We start from the raw sequence: 19,360 nt of genomic DNA on the forward strand, positions 1-19,360 counted from the left end.
AAAGGGCCGGGTCAGGAAAAAGCTGCGACGCAAGTTCGCCGAGCCACCAGAGTTCGACGGACTTGCGAAGAGCTTGTCCGCGCAAAGCGTTGAAGTAGAGCGATCCATTCGGTTTCGCTTGTCTACCCTCACATTGATACTGAGGATCACTGGAAAATACTTTCCCCGGTGTTTTTTGCGTGACCGTACATCGAGAAAAAAACGCCTGTTTTTGTAGCGATTGCTCGCCTGTCATAGTCGGATTTTTCTGAAATAACCCTCCTGCACAACTGATCAAAAAACACTCTCCCCGCCCTGAGATGGCCGGTTCACGGCACTTATGCCTGCCGAAATGTCACATTCGAACCGTTTGCGACGTCGGTTTCAGTAAAAAAACCTCATGCCGATTCGGCATAGGGTAGGCGTTTACGGCATTAGACGTCGCTTCCTTGCATCGGAATAGTTGCGCCTTTTTTCGCCTGCCAGAGAGCCATAAATACTCGCTCCGGGGCACCTTATACGGGGGCAGATGCACCAGACTTTTTCGCCGCAGGCGTTCCAGTTCTTGCATCTGCCTGAGTCAAACGCAAGTAAGGGTAAAGATATGAAGAAGGCAAAGCTTAGCCTCGCCTGGCAGATCCTCATCGGTCTGGTATTGGGGATTGCAATCGGTGCGTTGCTCAACCATTTCAGTGCCGAGAAGGTCTGGTGGATCAGCAACGTTCTGCAACCGGCAGGCGATATCTTTATCCGTCTGATCAAGATGATCGTGATCCCGATCGTGATCTCATCGTTGATCGTCGGCATTGCAGGCGTCGGTGACGCGAAGAAACTCGGCAGCATCGGCCTCAAGACCATCATCTACTTCGAGATCGTCACCACCATCGCCATCGTCGTTGGTCTGGTGCTGGCCAACGTGTTCCACCCGGGCGCCGGCATCGACATGAGCACCCTGGGTACCGTGGATATTTCCAAGTACCAGGCCACGGCCGCCGAGGTGCAGCATGAACACGCGTTCATCGAAATCATCCTCAACCTGATCCCGTCGAACATCTTCGCAGCCATCGCTCGCGGTGAAATGCTGCCGATCATCTTCTTCTCGGTGCTGTTCGGTCTCGGTCTGTCGAGCCTCAAGCCCGAGTTGCGCGACCCGCTGGTGACAATGTTCCAGGGCGTGTCGGAAAGCATGTTCAAAGTCACCCACATGATCATGAACTACGCCCCGATCGGCGTGTTCGCCCTGATCGCGGTGACCGTCGCCAACTTCGGCTTCGCGTCCCTGCTGCCGCTGGCCAAGCTGGTCATCCTGGTTTACTTCGCTATCGCCTTCTTCGCCTTCATGGTGCTGGGCCTGATCGCCCGCCTGTTCGGCTTCTCGGTGATCAAACTGATGCGCATCTTCAAGGATGAGCTGGTGCTGGCCTACTCCACCGCCTCCTCCGAAACCGTGCTGCCGCGTGTGATCGAGAAGATGGAAGCCTACGGCGCCGAAAGCCATTTGCAGCTTCGTGGTGCCGACCGGTTACTCGTTCAACCTCGACGGCTCGACGCTTTATCAAAGCATCGCGGCCATCTTCATTGCCCAGCTCTACGGCATCGACCTGTCGATCAGCCAGCAATTGCTGCTGGTGTTGACGCTGATGGTCACCTCCAAAGGCATCGCCGGTGTTCCGGGCGTGTCCTTCGTGGTGCTGCTGGCGACCTTGGGCAGCGTAGGTATTCCGCTGGAAGGCCTGGCGTTCATTGCCGGTGTCGACCGCATCATGGACATGGCCCGTACCGCTCTGAACGTGATCGGCAACGCCCTGGCCGTATTGGTCATCTCCCGTTGGGAAGGCATGTACGACGACGCCAAGGGTCAGCGCTACTGGAATTCCCTGCCGCACTGGCGCAGCAAGGAAAAATTGCCGGCTGGCGAAGTGTCTAACAACTAACCCTGCAGGAGCCGGCTTGCTGGCGATGAACGATAACGCGGTGTGACTGATACACCGCGGCGTCACGATCGCCAGCAAGCCGGTTCCTACAGATGCGTGGCGTGTATATGAACCCCGGAGAAATCCGGGGTTTGTCGTTTCTGGCTACCCCGCTATCATTCGCCGCATTCTTCGGGGGATTTAACTGATGCTCAATGGCCTGTGGCTTGGCTTCTTCATCGTCGCGGCCGTGTCGGCGCTGGCGCAGTGGCTGATCGGCGGTAATGCCGGGATCTTCGCGGCGATGGTGGAAAGCATTTTCGCCATGGCCAAGCTGTCGGTCGAGGTGATGGTCCTGCTGTTCGGCACCCTCACCCTCTGGCTGGGTTTTCTGCGGATTGCCGAGAAAGCCGGGATCGTCGAATGGCTGGCCAAGGCGCTGGGCCCGTTGTTCCTGCGCCTGATGCCGGAAGTGCCGGCCGGTCACCCGGCCATCGGCCTGATCACCCTGAACTTCGCTGCCAACGGCCTGGGCCTGGACAACGCCGCCACGCCAATCGGCCTTAAAGCCATGAAGGCGCTGCAAGAGCTGAATCCCAGCGCCACCGTTGCCAGCAATGCGCAAATCCTCTTTCTGGTGCTCAATGCCTCATCGCTGACCCTGCTGCCGGTGACGATCTTCATGTACCGCGCCCAGCAAGGTGCGCCGGATCCGACGCTGGTGTTCCTGCCAATTCTGCTGGCCACCAGTTGCTCGACGTTGGTGGGTTTGCTGTCGGTGGCCTTCATGCAGCGTCTACGCCTGTGGGACCCCGTGGTGCTCGCCTATCTGATCCCCGGCGCCCTCGCCCTCGGCGGCTTCATGGCGCTGTTGGCGACGCTCTCGGCGACCGCGCTGGCCGGCCTGTCTTCGATCCTCGGCAACCTGACGCTGTTCGGGCTGATCATGCTGTTTCTGGTGATCGGCGCGCTGCGCAAAGTGAAGGTCTACGAGGCCTTCGTCGAAGGCGCGAAAGAAGGCTTCGATGTAGCGAAGAATCTGTTGCCGTACCTGGTGGCGATGCTGTGCGCGGTGGGCGTGCTGCGCGCATCCGGGGCCCTGGATTTCGGCCTCGACGGGATTCGTCATCTGGTGGAATGGGCCGGTTGGGACACGCGCTTCGTCGACGCGCTGCCGACGGCGATGGTCAAGCCGTTCTCCGGCAGCGCCGCACGGGCGATGCTGATCGAAACCATGAAAACGTCCGGGGTCGACAGCTTCCCTGCATTGGTGGCGGCGACGGTTCAAGGCAGTACCGAGACGACGTTCTATGTGCTGGCGGTGTACTTCGGCGCGGTAGGGATTCAGCGGGCACGGCACGCGGTGGGGTGTGCATTGCTGGCGGAGTTGGCGGGCGTTCTCGGCGCTATCGGCGTCTGTTACTGGTTCTTCGGATAACCACAAAACCCCATGTGGGAGCGGGCTTGCTCGCGAAGGCGTCCTGCCAGGCGACATCAATAGTGAATGACACACCGCTTTCGCGGGCAAGCCCGCTCGCACATTGGGTCTGTGCAGGGTTTCAAGGTCGCGGTGACGGCGCGAGTTTCTGTCCTTGCTCCACCGCCCAGCTGACTACTTGCGCCGTCAATTGATCACTCGCCTGGCCAAACCCGGCCACCACCGCTGGCACCTGCACATCGCTCAACGGCTGACGCACTTCGAAGCGGCGGCTGGCGAGAATGCGCTGGTCGTAACCGCGCACCAACAGCGCATCCAGCCGCACGACGACGCTCGCATTCGTGCCCTGATATTCAGTCTGGAACGCCTGCAAACTCCCGCCCAATTCCAGGTCCGCCTGGAAATTGCTGTCGTCGGTGCTCAGCAACACGACCCGACCGTCACGCTGAAAACCGTCCAGCAAACGATTACGCAGCAGCACCGGCGCCGGATCGCTCCAGCGTGAAGCCTTGTAGCTGCTGATCAGGTCGCCTTGCGGAATCACAGCGATTTGCGAACTGTTCAACGCCTCGCTGGCCTGCGGTTTGGTCAGGCGCAGTGACCAGCGTTGCGGCGTGCCGTGGCTGGGAGAAACGCTCTGGGCCGAGGGCAACCGATAGACATCGGACGGCTCGGACTTGGGCAGGATCGAGCAGGCGCTGGTCAGCGCAAAAGCGCCGAGGAGGGCGATGTGAGTCAGCTTCATGGCGTGAACTCCTTGTTCTTGTCATTGCCCAGCAAGTAACCGCTCGGGTTGGCTTCCAGGCGCTGGGAAATCGCGCGCAACGAGGTCAGGGTATCGCGCAACTCACGTACAGCGGGGGCCAGACCATTGAGGCCTTGCATGCCGCTGTTGAGGGAATCCTGATTGTTGGTCAGCAATTTGTTGATCGTCGCGCTGCTTTGTTCAAGCGACTTCATCGCCTGCTCGGCGCTGCCGAACATGTGCTTGCCCTGATCGTTGAGCAAACCGTTGGCGTTGCGCATCAGTGCCGACGTCTGTTCCAGCATCGCACTGGCCTGCTTGCCGACCGACGCCAGTTGCTGCATCGCCTGGCGGATATCGCCACGCTGATCGGCGATGGTGCCGGTGGTTTGTTCCAGATGTTCGAGGGTCTTGCTGATGCGCTCGACGTTCTCCGACGAAAACATCTGATTGGCGTTGTGCATCAACACATTCACGCCGGCCATCAGGTCGTTGCTGTCGTTGAGCAGCCGGGCGATGGGTGAGGGCGATGCGACGATGGTCGGCAGGTCACCGCCCTTGCCCTTGAGCGTCGGGCTCTGCGGCGTGCCGCCACTGAGCTGGATGATCGAGGTCCCGGTGATCCCGGTCAGCGCCAGTTTGGCCTGGGTGTCTTCCTTGATCGGCGTATCGCCGCCGAGACGAATCCGCGCCAACACCCGACGCGGGTCTTTCGGGTCCAGGCGCAAGGTCACCACGTCGCCGACCTTGATCCCGCTGTACTGCACGGCACTGCCCTTGGACAGGCCGCTGACCGCCTCGTTGAAGACGATCTCGTAATCCTTGAACTCGGTATCGACGCTGGACTTGGCCAGCCACAAGCCGAAGAGCAGGGCGCCTGCCACCACAATCACCGTGAACAGGCCGATCAATACGTGATGGGCTCGGGTTTCCATGTCAGACCTCGTTGAGCTGTTGAGCGGCTGTCAGCGCCGCGCGGCCGCGAGGGCCATGGAAGTATTCGTGAATCCACGCGTCGTCGGTTTCCGAAACCTTGTCGATGGCGTCAGCCACCAGCACTTTTTTCTGCGCCAGTACCGCCACGCGGTCGGTGATGGTGTAGAGCGTGTCGAGGTCGTGGGTCACCAGAAATACACTCAACCCCAACGCATCGCGCAGGGTCAGGATCAACTGATCGAAAGCCGCCGCGCCAATCGGGTCGAGGCCGGCAGTGGGCTCGTCGAGGAACAGGATGTCCGGGTCCAGCGCCAATGCGCGGGCCAGCGCCGCGCGTTTGATCATGCCGCCGGACAGCGAAGCGGGGTACTTGTCCGCCGCCGACAGCGGCAACCCGGCCAACGCCAGTTTCACCGCTGCCAGGTGTTCGGCATCGTTGCGGCTCAGGCCGGCGTGTTCGATCAGGGGCAGGGCGACGTTTTCGGTCACGGTCAGCGAAGAGAACAGCGCGCCTTTCTGAAACAGCACCCCGAAGCGCCGTTCGACCATCGAGCGTTCGTGCTCGGACAGGGTCGGCAGGTTTTTGCCGAAGACCTTCACCACACCTTCGCTGGGCTGGCGCAGGCCGACAATGCTGCGCAGCAGCACTGACTTTCCGCTGCCGGAACCGCCGACCACGGCGAGGATTTCGCCCTTGTACAGATCCAGATCGAGGTTCTCGTGCACGCTCTGGCGGCCAAAGCGATTGCACAGCCCACGGACTTCGATCACCGCCTCGGAGGGCGCTCGGGGTAGACGACTCACCAGCCCATCTCCATGAAAAACAGCGCGGCCACGGCGTCGAGCACGATTACCACGAAAATCGACTGCACCACGCTCGATGTAGTGTGTGCGCCCACAGACTCGGCGCTGCCGCTGACCTTGAAGCCTTCAAGACAACCGATCGCGGCGATGAGGAAGGCGAAGATCGGCGCTTTGACGATGCCGACCACAAAATGCTGCACGCCGATGTCGGTTTGCAGCAGCGACAAGAACATCGCCGGCGAGATATCCAGCGCCACGGCGCAGACCACGCCACCGCCGACAATCCCCGAGAGCATCGCCAGAAAGGTCAGCATCGGCAGCGCCACCAGCAGCGCCAGCACGCGTGGCACCACCAGCAACTCCATCGGGTCGAGACCCAAGGTACGAATGGCGTCGATTTCTTCGTTGGCCTTCATCGAGCCAATTTGCGCAGTAAACGCACTGGCGGTGCGCCCGGCCATCAGGATCGCGGTCAGCAACACGCCGAATTCACGTAGAAACGAGAACGCCACCAGGTCCACGGTGAAGATGCTCGCACCGAAACTCGCCAACACCGTCGCCCCGAGAAACGCCACCACGGCGCCCACCAGAAACGTCAGCAGGGCGACGATGGGCGCGGCGTCGAGGCCGGTCTGTTCGATGTGCGCGACCATTGGCGTGATGCGCCAGCGTTTGGGACGGAACAGGCTGCGGGCGATGGTTTCCAGGATCAGCCCGACGAAGCCCAGCAATTGCAGGGTGTCTTGCCAGACGGCGTCTACCGCGCGGCCAATACGGGTCAGCAGTTGAATGCCGACGCCGATTTCCGCTTCCTTGATCGGTACGCAGAAGTCCGTCATCGAACAATAAACGGTCTGCAGCAATGCACGATCGGCGACAGACAAGGTGCAGTCGGGATGTTCGGCGGATTTGCCCAGGCGGTCGGAACCGAGCAATTCCACCAGCAGCGATGCCCCGGCCGTATCGAGTGCGCCGAGGCCGTTGAGGTCGATGTGGGTGCTGTCGTCGTATTGGCCGCGGAGCTTTTCGCTCAACGTCTTGAGATCGGCGTAATGGGCGAGCGTCCAGTCACCCATGACCCGCAATTGTGCAGGGGTGTGCGAAGTGTCCATCAAGGCACTGCCGGGCGTTGTGCTGCTGGTCATAAGCTCCGTGCTTGTTCGGCTGTAACACAGATCTACGTAATAGCACGAACCACACTACTTTTCTTTGATCGGTGTGCTGTCTGTGATCTTGAAGCGCAACACGCCGATCAACTGGCCATCTTCGGTCAGCACCCGCACCTGCCAGTCGCCCGCCGGGTTGCCGGGGAAATTCTGCTTGTGGGTCCAGGCGCGATAGCCTTCCTTGCGCCCGCCGTGGATATCCAGGGCGATGCGGTCGACCTCTTTGCCGTTGAACTGCCACACATGGTAAATGCGCTCGTCGAGACCGCGCGGGGCGTTGATCGCCGTGTAGGCGTAGAGGCCGTCGCCACGGATCTGCTCGGCGCTGACTTCGTCCAGGCTTTTGCCGGGCGTGCGGTCCTGCATTTGCGTGCTGATCGCCACATCGGTCATCCACAAGGTCGCCGGCGGCACCCACGAGCGCAGCACCCAACCCACGCCACCGATGCCGACGGTGATACTCAAGATTGCCAACGCGTTGCGCACGGTACGAATGGGGAAGATCGACGCCAGGCTCGGGAACGACAGCACGACAGCCGTGCCCAGCGCCAGTTTGAAGCTCTGGGAGGTGGTCAGGTGCAGGATGACGGGCAGGGCGGTCAACAGCGCCGCGAACAGCGTCAGGGTGTGCAACGCCAGGAACGCCCAGCGCCGGGGCGCCAGCCATTTGTAGTAGAGCGGGTCGGTGATGGAAATCAGCGCCGCGATGCCCAGCAGCCCGGTGAAAAACAACTGGCCGCTGTTCCACGTGGTGGTGATGAAAAAGAACGGCAGGACAAAGAACAGACTTTCCTGGTGGATCATCTGCGTGGCGTAGCGCAGCAGCGGCTGGGGGATTTCACGCTTGAAGATTCGGGTGAAAAGCTTGGTGAGGCTGTTTTCCAGCATCAGCCAGATCCAGCTGAGCACCATGATGATGGTGATCCAGGTCGCCAGGCCTTGCTGGCGATCCACCAACATGAAGCTGCCGACCCCGGAGATGAAACCGCCGAGCGCAATGACCCCTGGGTAGCGCTTCATCAACTCGAGGATGCGCTGTACGAACAAGGTCAGGGTAGGCATTCGGCGATTCACAATAGTCGTAGGAAATATCCCCGACAGATTACCGCCGAGGAGGCGGTGTGGCGAGAGTGCCGCGCTATGGGCGAACACAAAATCCTGACCTACGACGAACTTTAGGAGCCGGCTTGCCGACGATGGTCGTCAACGATAACGCGTGCTTTGCGGATAAACGCGGTGCCTTGAATTCCATCGCTGGCAAGCCAGCTCCTACAGGGGGTGGTTTCGGCGGCGATGGATGCGCCAGGCCAACAGCCCGAGCACCATCAAAGCAAACACCCCGGCAATCACCCACATCACCTGGTCATAACTCATCAACGGCTTCTCGATCCGCAGATAACCCGGTTGCAAGAGCAATTCGCGCATAGCCTTGTTGGCTTCTGCCAGCGTGACCCCCTGGAGTTCCTTGGCCGGGTCGGCGAAACGGCCTTCCTCGTAGTCACCCAGCGCGCTCCAATAGTAATCGGCCAACGCACTGTTGCCTTGCACGGCCCAAGCCTGCCGCGCGATGGCGGCCTGTTTGAGGCGGTTAAAGGTGTCGGCATCCAGGCCGTCCTTGAGCAAAGTGGCTTTCAACTCATCCAGCACCTGTTGCGCCTGCGGCACAGCGTCGCGCTCAAGGTCGGCGTTGAGACTCATGAAACCCACCCCGCCAAACACTTCACGCTCGGCGGAGGGGCCATAAGACAAGCCATGGGCGAGGCGCATCTGACGATAGAGCGCCCAATCCAGATAATCCTTGAGCAGGTCGAAGGTTTCGTCGTGCTGATCTTCCAGCACGGGCTCCGGTACCAGCCAGTGCAATTTCGCACCGCCGCCGACGAAACCGTGACTCAAGGTGCGTTCATGGGTCGCGCTGGCCTGGATCTGCGGCAGCGGCGGATGATCGGTTGGGTCAATGGCGTCAAGCTCGCCCCAGGCCCGTTCCAGATAACCCGGCAGCAAGCGGTCGAGGTCGCCGACCACGATCAGTGTCATGTTGTTGGGCGCATACCAGGCTTTGCGTACCGTCTCCAATTGTTCGCGGGTCAGGTGATCGACCTCGGCCCGCTCCGGGCATTTAAGGCCCAGCTCCACGGCCAGTTGATTGCTCGCGGTGTGCCCCAGGTCCTGACGATCCAGCCAGCGTTGCAAGTGCGAGTAATGGCCACCGTCTTCGCGCTCGACCACTTGCTTGGCGGCGTTGATCGCGTTGTCGTCGATTCGGGTCTGGGTCAACAGCGCCAGCAGCAGATCGAGGACTTTGCGCTGGTTTTTCGCCGGGGCTTCGATGACGAACGTGGTGTCGGCGTTGCTGGTGTAGGCGTTCCACTCGCCACCCAGCGCCTGCATGCGCTCCTCCAGTCCACCTTCGCCGGTGGCGTCGATGCCACTGAACAGCAAGTGTTCGAGCAGGTGCGGCAGCTCCTTGTCGGCGCAGCTGAAATCATCGATACCGACACCGACCACCAGGCGAATCGCCACGTGCCCGCGTTCGGTGCTGGGTTTAAGCAGCAATTGCAAGCCGTTGGGCAGGGTATAGCCCTCAACCTGAAACCGGTCCAGGGCAAACGAAGGGAGTGAGACAAGTAACAGACAGGCGAACAACAGACAACGCATAACGAGTTTCCATACGGCTAGCGTAAGTTCAACAGACTTCAAGCAACTGTGGACGTTCAGGGTGAATGCGTGATGTCAGCCAAATCGTCGACGGCCAACGCGCCGGTGTCCGATGTTTCCAGCACCACATAAGCGCTGCTGCAAAACAGAGAATTCAGACGTTTCATGTCGGCGATCAGCTCCAGGTGCAGCGAGCTGGTCTCGATACTCTGCACGATCTTACGTTGCAACCGACTGACGTGAGCATGGGCCAGGCGCCGTTCCTGTGCGCGAAAACGACGTTTCTCACGCAGCAACTGGCGGGCACTTTCCTTGTCGGCACTGAGAAACACTGACAATCCCAGACGCAGGTTGGAAATCAGCTGGCTATGCAGCCCCGCCAATTCGTCCAGGCCGACCTCGGAAAAAGACCGGCGTTGCGAGGTTTTCTGCTGCTGCACCTTGCGCAACATGCGTTCGATCAAGTCGCTGGCGAGTTTGAGGTTGATCGCCAGTTCGATGATTTCCGCCCAACGCCGACTGTCTTGCTCGCTGAGGTCTTCGCGGGGCATCTGTGCCAGATAGAGCTTGATCGAGCTGTAGAGCGCTTCCACGTCATCGGTCAGCCGGCGCATTTCCTGGGTGACGGCGGTTTGTTTGCCGCGCAGCACGTCGAGCATGGCTTCAAGCATGTTGTCGATCAGGTCGCCAATACGCAGGGTTTCGCGGGCGGCGTTGGCCAGCGCCAGGCTGGGGGTGACCAGCGCCGTCGGATCAAGGTGCCGTGGTTTGGCCGTACCGTTGATTTCCGGGCGCTCCGGCAACAGCCATGCACACAACCTCGCCATCACGCCGACCGTCGGCAGCAAGATCAGGCAGCGCGCGGTGTTGTAGAGCAGGTGGAAGCCGATGACCATTTCCTGGGGACTGAAGTCGAGGCTGTCGATCCAGTGCACCAACGGGTCGAGCACCGGAATGATCAGCAGCAGGCCGATCAGCTTGTACAACAAGCTCCCGAGCGCCACCTGACGACCCGCAGCGTTCTGCATGCTGGTGCTCATGAACGCCAGAATGCCGCTGCCGATGTTCGCGCCGATCACCAGGCCGATGGCCACCGGCAAACTGATCACACTGGCACCGGCCAAGGTCGCGGTCAGCAGGACGGCGGCCAGGCTGGAGTAGGAAACCATTGCGAACAGGGCGCCGACCAGGGCGTCGAGCAGGATATCGCCGGTCAGCGACGCGAAGATGACCTTGACCCCTTGGGCCTGGGTGATCGGTGCGGCGGCTTCGACGATCAGTTGCAGGGCCAGAATGATCAGCCCCAGACCGATGGCCACCCGCCCCATCTGGCCCAGGCGCGTCTGTTTGCGCGACAGGAAGAAAATCACCCCAAGAAAAATCAGCAGCGGCGACAGCCACGACAAATCAAACGTCAGCACCCGCGCCATCAGCGCGGTCCCGACGTCGGCGCCGAGCATGGTCGCCAGCGCCGGCATCAGCGCCATCAGGCCCTGGCCGACAAAGGAAGTGACCAGCATCGCGGTGGCGTTGCTGCTCTGGACCATGGCGGTCACGACAATGCCGGCGATGAACGCCAGCCAGCGCTTGGACATGTTCTGGCCGATCACATGGCGCAGGTTGGAGCCGTAGACCCGCAAAATGCCGGTTCGGACGATGTGCGTGCCCCAGATCAACAAGGCCACGGCAGATAGCAAATTGAGCAGGGTGAGCATACGGCCCCCTGTGGTGGTAGCGCCCCAAAGGAGCAAGTTGACGGTGCCGCGCGACTTTCTACGTTGTGTACTTAAGCTGTAGTTGGCTAACGGTCTGCGCGCCAGCATCGCATAGCTAAAGAGACGATTGAAACAAAACTGTCATGAAAACAGAGCCTTTCGGTTGCGCAAAAACAATGTGGGAGCGGGCTTGCTCGCGAAAGCGTCGTATCAGGCAACATTGATGTCGACTGACACTACGTCTTCGCGAGCAAGCCCGCTCCCACAGGTTTTGCGTATTCAGGCAAGTCCGGGGTTACTGGCCCGGAATGTCCTTGCGCAGCTTGACCGGATCCTGTTGTTTCCTCTTTTTCGCAATCGCGGTGCGCATCTTGATGTTGATCGCTTCCACCGCCAGCGAGAACGCCATGGCGAAGTAGACGTAGCCTTTTGGCACGTGCACGTCGAAGGATTCAGCAATCAGCACGGTACCGACGATCAACAGGAACGACAGCGCCAGCATCTTCAGCGATGGGTGCTTGTCAATGAACTCGCTGATGGTGCCCGAAGCCCACATCATCACCAGCACTGCCACAATGATCGCCGCGACCATGACCGGTACGTGGGAAACCATGCCGACTGCGGTGATGACCGAATCCAGCGAGAACACGATGTCGATGATCGCGATCTGAATGATGGTGTAGATGAAGTTGCCGCCCTTGCCACTCGGCTCCTCGTTGGTTTCGTCTTCACCTTCCAGCGCGTGGTACATCTCCTGCGAGCTCTTCCACAACAGGAACAGACCGCCGAAGAACAGGATCAGGTCTCGCCCGGAAATACCCTGGCCGAACACTTCGAACAGGTCTGCGGTGAGGCGCATGACCCAGGTGATCGACAGCAGCAACAGGATCCGCGTGACCATGGCCAGCGCCAGGCCGAAGATCCGGGTGCGCTGCTGCATGTGTTTGGGCATGCGGCTGACCAGGATCGAAATCATGATGATGTTATCGATACCCAGGACGATTTCCAGGGCGGTCAGGGTAAAGAAGGCAACCCAGATTTCAGGGTTGGTCAGCCATTCCATGTGTATTCCTTTGAGCGAGTGTTAAACCAGAACGGGCCCAGGCTTCAAACAGCGAAGCCTGGACCCGTTGTGGTGAGTCTTGGGCTTATAGAGTGCTGAACAGCGGAAAAATCCCCATCAGCAATGCTGCAACCAGTATGCACATGCACACCAGCACTGCCCATTTCAGGGTAAAGCGCTGATGGTCACCGAAGTCGATACCGGCCAAGGCCACCAACAAATAGGTCGATGGTACCAGCGGGCTCAGCAAGTGAACGGGCTGACCGACGATCGAGGCACGTGCCATTTCAACCGCGGTTATACCGTAATGACTGGCGGCTTCGGCAAGAACTGGTAACACGCCGTAATAAAATGCGTCGTTCGACATGAAGAACGTGAACGGCATGCTCACCAGCGCGGTGATCACGGCCAGGTACGGGCCGAGGAAATCCGGGATGACCGCCAACAGGCTCTTCGACATCGCATCGACCATGCCGGTGCCCGACAGGATACCGGTGAAGATACCCGCCGCGAAGATCAAACCGACCACCGCCAGCACGCTACCGGCGTGGGCCGCGACGCGATCCTTCTGCTGTTGCAGGCAAGGATAGTTGACGATCATCGCAATACTGAACGCCACCATGAACAGCACCGGCAACGGCAACAGGCCTGCGATCAGGGTGCACATCAGCGCGAACGTGAGGGCGCCGTTGAACCAGATCAGCTTCGGACGACGGGCGTCCGGGAACTGCGAAACGCTGATTTCGCTGTGGTCGATTTCGTCGCCCACCAGATGCAGTTCACCCAGACGCGCACGTTCACGTTTCCCGTAGAAGTAAGCGATCGCCAGGATGGCCACGACACCGGCAGCCATCGCCGGAATCATCGGTACGAAGATCGCCGACGGGTCCACATGCAGCGCACTCGCGGCACGGGCGGTCGGGCCGCCCCATGGGGTCATGTTCATCACGCCACCGGCGAGGATGATCAGACCGGCCATGATCCGCGGGCTCATGCCGATGCGGCTGTAGAGCGGCAGCATGGCGGCCACGCAGATCATGTAAGTGGTCGCGCCGTCACCATCGAGGGAAACGACGAGCGCCAGTACGGCGGTGCCGACCGAAACTTTCAACGGGTCGCCCTTGACCAGTTTGAGGATCTTGCGCACGGCCGGGTCGAACAGGCCGGAGTCGATCATCAGGGCGAAGTAGAGGATGGCAAACATCAGCATCACGCCGGTCGGCGCAAGCTTGGTGATGCCTTCGAGCATCATCGGGCCGATTTTCGGCGCAAAACCACCGAACAGGGCGAAGACGATTGGAATGATGATCAGGGCGATCAGCGCGGACAGGCGCTTGGTCATGATCAGGAACATGAACGTAATAACCATGGCGAAGCCAAGGAAAGTCAGCATGGGAATACTCCAGGCGTAGCGCGGCTAAGGAATGGGCGAACCGGATAGGTCAGCGCAGAACGGGAAGCACGAGGCGTACGGGCGGAGTTGCAGCGAAGCGGCGGGTAGCAGAAGACATCAGGATCACCATTGTTGTTGTTAAATGGGCTCTGCGAGCGATAAAACACTGGCATTGGCCGACCGGTCTGTTGCCGGTAGTGGGGCGATCCTAATCGGGGAAGCTTTCACCGAGCTTTCGCCGATGAAAGCATTGACCGGATGTACGACCGGTCGTCGGACCGGGCAGAGAGGGAAACCGAGTTGAGGCCATCGCGGGCAAGCCCGCTCCCACAAGGTTTTGCGGCGAAGCAGCAGTTTGTGGCACACACAGATCACTGTGGGAGCGGGCTTGCCCGCGATGGCGTCAGTCAATACACATCAGGAAGCGATGCCATGAACGAGACACACACCGGCGGCTGCCACTGCGGACATCTGCGCTATCAATTCCGCGGACCTTTGGACGACATCGCCCACTGTCACTGCTCGATTTGCCGGCGGGTCAGCGGCGGGATCGTGACCACCTGGATCACCGTGCCCGCACCCACCTTTGAATGGCGCAAAGGCACACCGGCGCAGTACGCCTCGTCATCCAGCTGCGTACGCTATTTCTGCCCGACCTGTGGGGCGCAACTCGCGCTGGTGACACAGCTCAGTCCCGAAAACATCGACTTGACCATCGCCACCCTCGATCATCCCGAGCAGGCTCCGGCCGAACGGCACATCTGGACAGGCAGCCGTCTGCCATGGCTGCACCTGGACGAGCACCTGCCGGGTGAAGCCGAAGAAACCCTGTGATCAAAAAATAGACAGGTCCAGTGGCCGGATCGCGCCCATCCAGATCGCATGTTCGGTGTGGTCAAGCAGATCGTCGCCGGTGTCCGGGTGCAGCAACACCACCAACCCCTGGCGGTTGAGCGCCAGCCACGGCAACACGTCGCCGATGAGTTCCGGCTCGAATGCAAGCTGGCAACTCCAGTCCGGGTGCGGGCCGACCGGGCGCTCATGTACCCGCCCCATCTTCAGCGCAAATAACCGTGCCGCCCGCTCACACAAGGCGCGCGCCTGATCGATGGTAGTGGCGTCGAAATACACGTGGGCGTGGTAGCCCTTGATCTGTTGCATCTGAAACCCTCTGAATCCCAGTCGAACCGTCGCCGTTTCCCACTGGTCCCACGCTATATACGTAGGAAAACGGAGCTCAGCCATGAAAAATGCCGAAACCTCGGTGGTAAAAGTGGTGCTTTATGGTGCCATGAGTAGCCTGGGCAGTGCGCTGATGGCTGAAATGCTGCGGCGCCAGCATGAAGTAATCGCCATCCTCGATGACTTGACGGCGCTCGCGCCACGCCCCGGTTTACGGACCAAGACAGGCGACCTGTTCGAGGCCGAGCGCGTGAAGCAAAGCGTCGCGGGCTGCTCGGCCGTCATCTGTCTGCTAGACGCACCAGGGTTGCCGTTCAACAGCGAACACGTGGAAAAAACCGTTGTTCCGGGCCCGGTCGAACAGGTGCTGGCCGTCGATGCGCTGATCGACGGCATGCAGGCTGCCGGCATTGCCCGACTGTTTTTGGTGGGTGATTTCGAGGTGCTCGACGAACCGGAGATCGAAGATCAACTGCAACGCCACGCCGCCGAAGAAATCCGAGAAGCCCTGCAAAGCAGCGCGTTGCGCTGGACATTGGTCAATGCGCCACGCGGCGTCGCGGGGCTGACGATCGAGCATTTCAGTCACGTCAGCAGCAGCCTGGAACCGGGACTGGCCGAACCACTGGAGCGCTTGAACCGAGTGGCGGTGGGGATTGCCGATGAACTGCAGCTCAACCTGCACGTGGGCGAGCACGTAAATTTCATCGCGGCCGGCCCTACACAGCGATAGACGGCAGCGGCAGGCCACTCAGCGATTGCGCACTGCTGGCCTGTTCGGCCATCAACCAATCCACAAACTGTTGAATCAACGCCCCGCGCCGTTTGCGTTGGGGCAGCACCACGTAGTAACCCAAGCGGGACATCACTGTTTCAGCAATTGGCCGACACAACAAACCTTGTGCCAGCAAGTTATCCACAAGGTGCCGCCAGCCAATCGCCACGCCTTGGCCGCCAATCGCCGCTTGAATCAACAACGTGTAGTTGTCGAATCGCAATTGCCCGGGTGCCGGCACCGAAGTAATCCCCAACTCGCGGAACACGCCGCTCCAGTCGAACCAGTTGCTGCTGTTTTCGCCGCGCAGGTGCAGCAGCGGAAATTCCAGCAACCCTTGAGCCGGCATGGGCAGGCGGCGATCTTTCAACAACAGGGGGCTGCACACCGGGAACACTTCTTCGCTGAACAGCCAATGGCTTTCGCCCTGTTTAAAACGTCCGTCACCAAACAGCACGGCGACGTCGATATCGGTGCGCAGCATGTTCAGACTGCGTTCGCTGGTGACCAGGCTAACGTCGACCTGAGGATTGGCCGCGTGAAAGCGATGCAACCTCGGCATCAGCCAGTAAGCGGCAAAGGCAAAATCGGTGGCGACCTGCAATACCTCATGCTGATGCTGTGCACTGATCGCACTCAATCCTGCGTCGATATTCTGCAAACCGAGCTGAACCTGCTCGAAAAGAATGGCTCCTGACTCAGTCAGTTCAATGCCCCGATAAATGCGATCAAACAGCCGCGTCCCGAGTTGATCTTCCAGCCGTTTGATCTGCTGACTGATGGCCGGCTGCGTGGTGCCGAGCTCTACCGCAGCGGCGGTGAAGCTGCGCTGGCGAGCGGACGCTTCGAACGCGCGAAGCAAATCCAGAGACAAATCACCGAGGGCGTCATACATAAGCTGTGCTTATCCTAGTCATTGCCTGGCATGGGCTTTACCACAAACTACATGGGCTCCATGCTCAATCGCAGCACTTTCGCATAAATATTCACTATGGAATGCCGCGATCACATGAAGCGCAAGAATATTCTTTTCATCATGGCCGATCAGATGGCCGCGCCAATGTTGCCGTTCTACGGCCCTTCGCCGATCAAATTGCCCAATCTCAGCCGCCTCGCCGCCGAAGGCGTGGTGTTCGACGCCGCTTATTGCAACAGCCCACTGTGCGCGCCGTCGCGTTTTACCCTGGTCAGCGGTCAGTTGCCGAGCAAGATCGGCGCCTACGACAACGCAGCCGATTTCCCCGCCGATGTACCGACCTATGCCCACTACCTGCGCCGCCTCGGTTACCGCACCGCGTTGTCCGGCAAGATGCATTTTTGTGGTCCGGACCAGCTCCACGGTTACGAAGAACGCCTGACCAGCGACATTTACCCGGCCGATTACGGTTGGGCGGTGAATTGGGACGAACCGGACGTGCGCCCGACCTGGTATCACAACATGTCGTCGGTGCTGCAGGCCGGGCCGTGCGTGCGCACCAATCAGCTGGATTTCGATGAAGAGGTGGTGTTCAAGGCCCAGCAATACCTGTTCGATCATATCCGCGATGAGGGCGACCAGCCGTTTTGCCTGACCGTGTCGATGACTCACCCACACGACCCGTACACCATTCCCAAGGCTTTCTGGGAAATGTACGACGATGCCGACATTCCTCTGCCCGAAACCCCGGATCAAACCGAACTTGATCCGCACTCACAGCGTTTACTCAAGGTTTACGACCTGTGGGACAAGCCGCTGCCTGTGGATAAGATCCGCGATGCGCGCCGGGCCTATTTCGGTGCGTGCAGCTATATCGACAGCAACGTCGGCAAACTCCTGCAAACGCTGGAAGAAACCGGGCTGATCGATGACACGATCATCGTGTTCTCGGGTGACCACGGCGACATGCTCGGCGAACGCGGGCTCTGGTACAAAATGCACTGGTTCGAAATGGCCGCGCGAGTGCCCCTGTTGATAAGTGCTCCGGGCCAGTTTGGCGCCGGACGGGTCAGCGCAGCGGTGTCCACCGCCGACCTGTTGCCGACGTTTGTCGAGCTGGCCGGCGGCTCGCTTGAGCCGGGCCTGCCACTGGACGGCCGCTCACTGGTTGCGCACCTGCAAGGGCAGGGCGGTCACGACGAAGTCTTCGGCGAATACATGGCCGAAGGCACCATCAGCCCGCTGATGATGATTCGTCGCGGTGCCTACAAATTCATCTACAGCGAAGACGACCCGTGCCTACTCTTCGACGTACACAACGACCCGCGTGAACAGGAAGAACTCAGCCATTCGCCGCAACATCGGCCCCTGTTCGAGGAATTTCTGGCCGAAGCACGGACCAAATGGAACATCCCGGCGATCCACCAACAGGTGCTCGCGAGCCAGCGGCGTCGACGCTTCGTCGCCGACGCGCTGACCATCGGCAAGCTGAAGAGCTGGGATCACCAGCCGCTGGTAGACGCCAGTCAGCAGTACATGCGCAACCACATCGACCTCGACGATCTGGAGCGCAAAGCACGTTATCCACAACCCTGCCAAAACCAATAATGTTAAGGGGAAGCCCATGCAAAAGTTATCCACAGTACTGACGGTCGGGCTGCTGGCTCTGGGCAGTGCGTCGGCGTATGCCGATCAGAGCTGCGAGACGGTGAAAATGGCCGACCCTGGCTGGAGCGACATCGCCGCAACCAACGCCATCACCGGGTTTCTGCTGGACGGCATGGGCTACAAACCTAAAGTCGACACCCTCGCAGTGCCGATTACCTTTGGCGGTTTGAAGGATGGCCAGGTTGACGTGTTCCTGGGTAACTGGATGCCGGCACAGCAGGGCTTCTACGACAAGTTCGTGGCCACCGGCGACGTCACCCAACTGGCAAAGAACCTCGATGGCACCGAGTTCACCCTGGCTGTTCCGGATTACGTGTGGGACGCGGGTGTGCATAACTTTGCCGACCTGAACAAATACGCCGACAAGTTCGACAAGAAGATCTACGGCATCGGCTCCGGCGCTCCGGCGAACATTTCGCTGCAAGAGATCATCAAAAAGAACGACTTCGACATGGGCCAGTGGAAACTGGTCGAGTCCAGCGAGCAGGCGATGCTGGCCGAAGTGTCTCGCGCGGTGAAGAAACAGAAATTCGTGACCTTCCTCGGCTGGACCCCGCATCCGATGAACGTGCAGCTGAAAATGCATTACCTGAAGGGCGGCGAGAAGTATTTCGGCGACACCGGCAGCGTCCATACCCTGACCCGCAAGGGTTACGCCGAGGCCTGCCCGAATGTTGGCAAGTTGCTGACCAATCTGAGTTTCACCCAGGAAATGGAAAACAGCATCATGGCCGACGTGGTGAACAAGAAGGTCAGCAACGCTGATGCAGCAAAAGCGTGGATCAAGGCCAATCCGGCGGTGCTGGATAAGTGGCTGGATGGCGTGAAGACGGTGGACGGCAAGGATGCGTTGCCGGCGGTAAAAGCCAAGCTCTGACCCTTCTGCACAAGGGTCTGGATGGCTACCTGTAGGAGCCGGCTTGCCGGCGATAGCGGCGCATCAGTCAACATTGATGGCGCCCGATACACCACCATCGCCGGCAAGCCGGCTCCTACAGGTGTTCCTGTT

Annotated in this window: 16 protein-coding genes and 1 pseudogene; 6 read left to right on the top strand and 11 right to left on the bottom strand. The window is 59.9% G+C overall.

What is annotated here, in order from left to right:
- Window positions 1–583 precede the first annotated feature (583 nt).
- Together gltP and ACI77H_RS00370 are read left to right on the top strand one after the other, a co-directional pair.
- Window positions 584–1,913, top strand: a pseudogene (gene gltP, locus ACI77H_RS00365) (glutamate/aspartate:proton symporter GltP).
- A gap of 187 nt (window positions 1,914–2,100) precedes the next feature.
- Window positions 2,101–3,330, top strand: coding sequence for a nucleoside recognition domain-containing protein (locus ACI77H_RS00370; RefSeq protein ID WP_407009859.1), 1,230 nt, complete (start codon window positions 2,101–2,103; stop codon window positions 3,328–3,330).
- Window positions 3,331–3,451: 121 nt separating this feature from the next.
- Here ACI77H_RS00370 and ACI77H_RS00375 read toward each other — a convergent pair whose 3' ends face one another.
- From ACI77H_RS00375 to ACI77H_RS00415, 9 genes are all read right to left on the bottom strand, one after another.
- Complete coding sequence (locus ACI77H_RS00375; protein ID WP_407009860.1) at window positions 3,452–4,075, bottom strand: ABC-type transport auxiliary lipoprotein family protein; 624 nt, start codon at window positions 4,073–4,075, stop codon at window positions 3,452–3,454.
- Complete coding sequence (locus ACI77H_RS00380) at window positions 4,072–5,010, bottom strand: MlaD family protein (protein ID WP_407009861.1); 939 nt, start codon at window positions 5,008–5,010, stop codon at window positions 4,072–4,074. Before ACI77H_RS00380 ends, ACI77H_RS00375 begins: the two co-directional genes overlap by 4 nt.
- 1 nt (window position 5,011) lies before the next feature.
- Window positions 5,012–5,815: an ABC transporter ATP-binding protein gene (locus ACI77H_RS00385; RefSeq protein ID WP_192417834.1), complete on the bottom strand. Its 804-nt coding sequence runs from the start codon at window positions 5,813–5,815 to the stop codon at window positions 5,012–5,014.
- The gene (locus ACI77H_RS00390) at window positions 5,812–6,960 is read right to left on the bottom strand and encodes an MlaE family lipid ABC transporter permease subunit (RefSeq protein WP_407009862.1); all 1,149 of its coding nucleotides are present in this window, start codon (window positions 6,958–6,960) and stop codon (window positions 5,812–5,814) included. Before ACI77H_RS00390 ends, ACI77H_RS00385 begins: the two co-directional genes overlap by 4 nt.
- Window positions 6,961–7,014: 54 nt before the next feature.
- The gene (locus tag ACI77H_RS00395; protein ID WP_407009863.1) at window positions 7,015–8,043 is read right to left on the bottom strand and encodes a DUF5924 family protein; all 1,029 of its coding nucleotides are present in this window, start codon (window positions 8,041–8,043) and stop codon (window positions 7,015–7,017) included.
- Between the two features lie 207 nt (window positions 8,044–8,250).
- Window positions 8,251–9,639, bottom strand: a complete 1,389-nt coding sequence (locus tag ACI77H_RS00400; protein WP_407009864.1) for a M16 family metallopeptidase — start codon at window positions 9,637–9,639, stop codon at window positions 8,251–8,253.
- Between the two features lie 56 nt (window positions 9,640–9,695).
- Complete coding sequence (locus ACI77H_RS00405) at window positions 9,696–11,354, bottom strand: Na/Pi cotransporter family protein (RefSeq protein ID WP_407009865.1); 1,659 nt, start codon at window positions 11,352–11,354, stop codon at window positions 9,696–9,698.
- A 295-nt stretch (window positions 11,355–11,649) separates the two neighbouring features.
- Entirely contained in the window at window positions 11,650–12,417 is a 768-nt protein-coding gene (locus ACI77H_RS00410; RefSeq protein ID WP_407009866.1) for a TerC family protein, read from the bottom strand.
- 85 nt (window positions 12,418–12,502) lie between these two features.
- The gene (locus ACI77H_RS00415; protein ID WP_407009867.1) at window positions 12,503–13,810 is read right to left on the bottom strand and encodes a CitMHS family transporter; all 1,308 of its coding nucleotides are present in this window, start codon (window positions 13,808–13,810) and stop codon (window positions 12,503–12,505) included.
- A gap of 432 nt (window positions 13,811–14,242) precedes the next feature.
- Between ACI77H_RS00415 and ACI77H_RS00420 the strand changes: the two genes are divergently transcribed.
- A complete protein-coding gene (locus ACI77H_RS00420) occupies window positions 14,243–14,644 on the top strand; it encodes a GFA family protein (RefSeq protein ID WP_407009868.1) in 402 nt (133 codons plus the stop codon).
- Here ACI77H_RS00420 and ACI77H_RS00425 read toward each other — a convergent pair whose 3' ends face one another.
- Window positions 14,645–14,971 (bottom strand): DOPA 4,5-dioxygenase family protein, encoded by a 327-nt coding sequence (locus ACI77H_RS00425; protein ID WP_407009869.1) that lies wholly within the window; start codon window positions 14,969–14,971, stop codon window positions 14,645–14,647.
- An 82-nt stretch (window positions 14,972–15,053) separates the two neighbouring features.
- On the opposite strand from ACI77H_RS00425, the gene ACI77H_RS00430 reads away from it, so the two are divergent.
- Window positions 15,054–15,725 carry an NAD(P)-dependent oxidoreductase gene (locus ACI77H_RS00430; RefSeq protein ID WP_407009870.1) on the top strand — a complete coding sequence of 224 codons (672 nt, stop codon included), beginning with the start codon at window positions 15,054–15,056 and terminating at the stop codon, window positions 15,723–15,725.
- Here the strand turns inward: ACI77H_RS00430 and ACI77H_RS00435 are convergent.
- Window positions 15,712–16,662, bottom strand: coding sequence for a choline sulfate utilization transcriptional regulator (locus tag ACI77H_RS00435; protein ID WP_407009871.1), 951 nt, complete (start codon window positions 16,660–16,662; stop codon window positions 15,712–15,714). The two genes, ACI77H_RS00430 and ACI77H_RS00435, sit on opposite strands and share 14 nt — an antisense overlap.
- A 114-nt stretch (window positions 16,663–16,776) precedes the next feature.
- On the opposite strand from ACI77H_RS00435, the gene betC reads away from it, so the two are divergent.
- Both betC and choX read left to right on the top strand, forming a co-directional pair.
- Window positions 16,777–18,291, top strand: a complete 1,515-nt coding sequence (gene betC, locus ACI77H_RS00440) for a choline-sulfatase (RefSeq protein WP_407009872.1) — start codon at window positions 16,777–16,779, stop codon at window positions 18,289–18,291.
- A 16-nt stretch (window positions 18,292–18,307) separates the two neighbouring features.
- The gene (gene choX / locus ACI77H_RS00445; RefSeq protein ID WP_407009873.1) at window positions 18,308–19,228 is read left to right on the top strand and encodes a choline ABC transporter substrate-binding protein; all 921 of its coding nucleotides are present in this window, start codon (window positions 18,308–18,310) and stop codon (window positions 19,226–19,228) included.
- Window positions 19,229–19,360: the final 132 nt, after the last annotated feature.

It is taken from the genome of Pseudomonas sp. O230 (genome assembly GCF_045447035.1).
Lineage (GTDB): Bacteria > Pseudomonadota > Gammaproteobacteria > Pseudomonadales > Pseudomonadaceae > Aquipseudomonas.

Excerpts from the sequence above, each read along its gene's own strand:
- ACI77H_RS00370 (WP_407009859.1), top strand. The coding sequence starts at position 2,101 with ATGCTCAATGGCCTGTGGCTTGGCTTCTTCATCGTCGCGGCCGTGTCG.
- ACI77H_RS00375 (WP_407009860.1), bottom strand. The coding sequence starts at position 4,075 with ATGAAGCTGACTCACATCGCCCTCCTCGGCGCTTTTGCGCTGACCAGC.
- ACI77H_RS00380 (WP_407009861.1), bottom strand. The coding sequence starts at position 5,010 with ATGGAAACCCGAGCCCATCACGTATTGATCGGCCTGTTCACGGTGATT.
- ACI77H_RS00390 (WP_407009862.1), bottom strand. The coding sequence starts at position 6,960 with ATGACCAGCAGCACAACGCCCGGCAGTGCCTTGATGGACACTTCGCAC.
- ACI77H_RS00395 (WP_407009863.1), bottom strand. The coding sequence starts at position 8,043 with ATGCCTACCCTGACCTTGTTCGTACAGCGCATCCTCGAGTTGATGAAG.
- ACI77H_RS00400 (WP_407009864.1), bottom strand. The coding sequence starts at position 9,639 with ATGCGTTGTCTGTTGTTCGCCTGTCTGTTACTTGTCTCACTCCCTTCG.
- ACI77H_RS00405 (WP_407009865.1), bottom strand. The coding sequence starts at position 11,354 with ATGCTCACCCTGCTCAATTTGCTATCTGCCGTGGCCTTGTTGATCTGG.
- ACI77H_RS00410 (WP_407009866.1), bottom strand. The coding sequence starts at position 12,417 with ATGGAATGGCTGACCAACCCTGAAATCTGGGTTGCCTTCTTTACCCTG.
- ACI77H_RS00415 (WP_407009867.1), bottom strand. The coding sequence starts at position 13,810 with ATGCTGACTTTCCTTGGCTTCGCCATGGTTATTACGTTCATGTTCCTG.
- ACI77H_RS00420 (WP_407009868.1), top strand. The coding sequence starts at position 14,243 with ATGAACGAGACACACACCGGCGGCTGCCACTGCGGACATCTGCGCTAT.
- ACI77H_RS00425 (WP_407009869.1), bottom strand. The coding sequence starts at position 14,971 with ATGCAACAGATCAAGGGCTACCACGCCCACGTGTATTTCGACGCCACT.
- ACI77H_RS00430 (WP_407009870.1), top strand. The coding sequence starts at position 15,054 with ATGAAAAATGCCGAAACCTCGGTGGTAAAAGTGGTGCTTTATGGTGCC.
- ACI77H_RS00435 (WP_407009871.1), bottom strand. The coding sequence starts at position 16,662 with ATGTATGACGCCCTCGGTGATTTGTCTCTGGATTTGCTTCGCGCGTTC.
- betC (WP_407009872.1), top strand. The coding sequence starts at position 16,777 with ATGAAGCGCAAGAATATTCTTTTCATCATGGCCGATCAGATGGCCGCG.
- choX (WP_407009873.1), top strand. The coding sequence starts at position 18,308 with ATGCAAAAGTTATCCACAGTACTGACGGTCGGGCTGCTGGCTCTGGGC.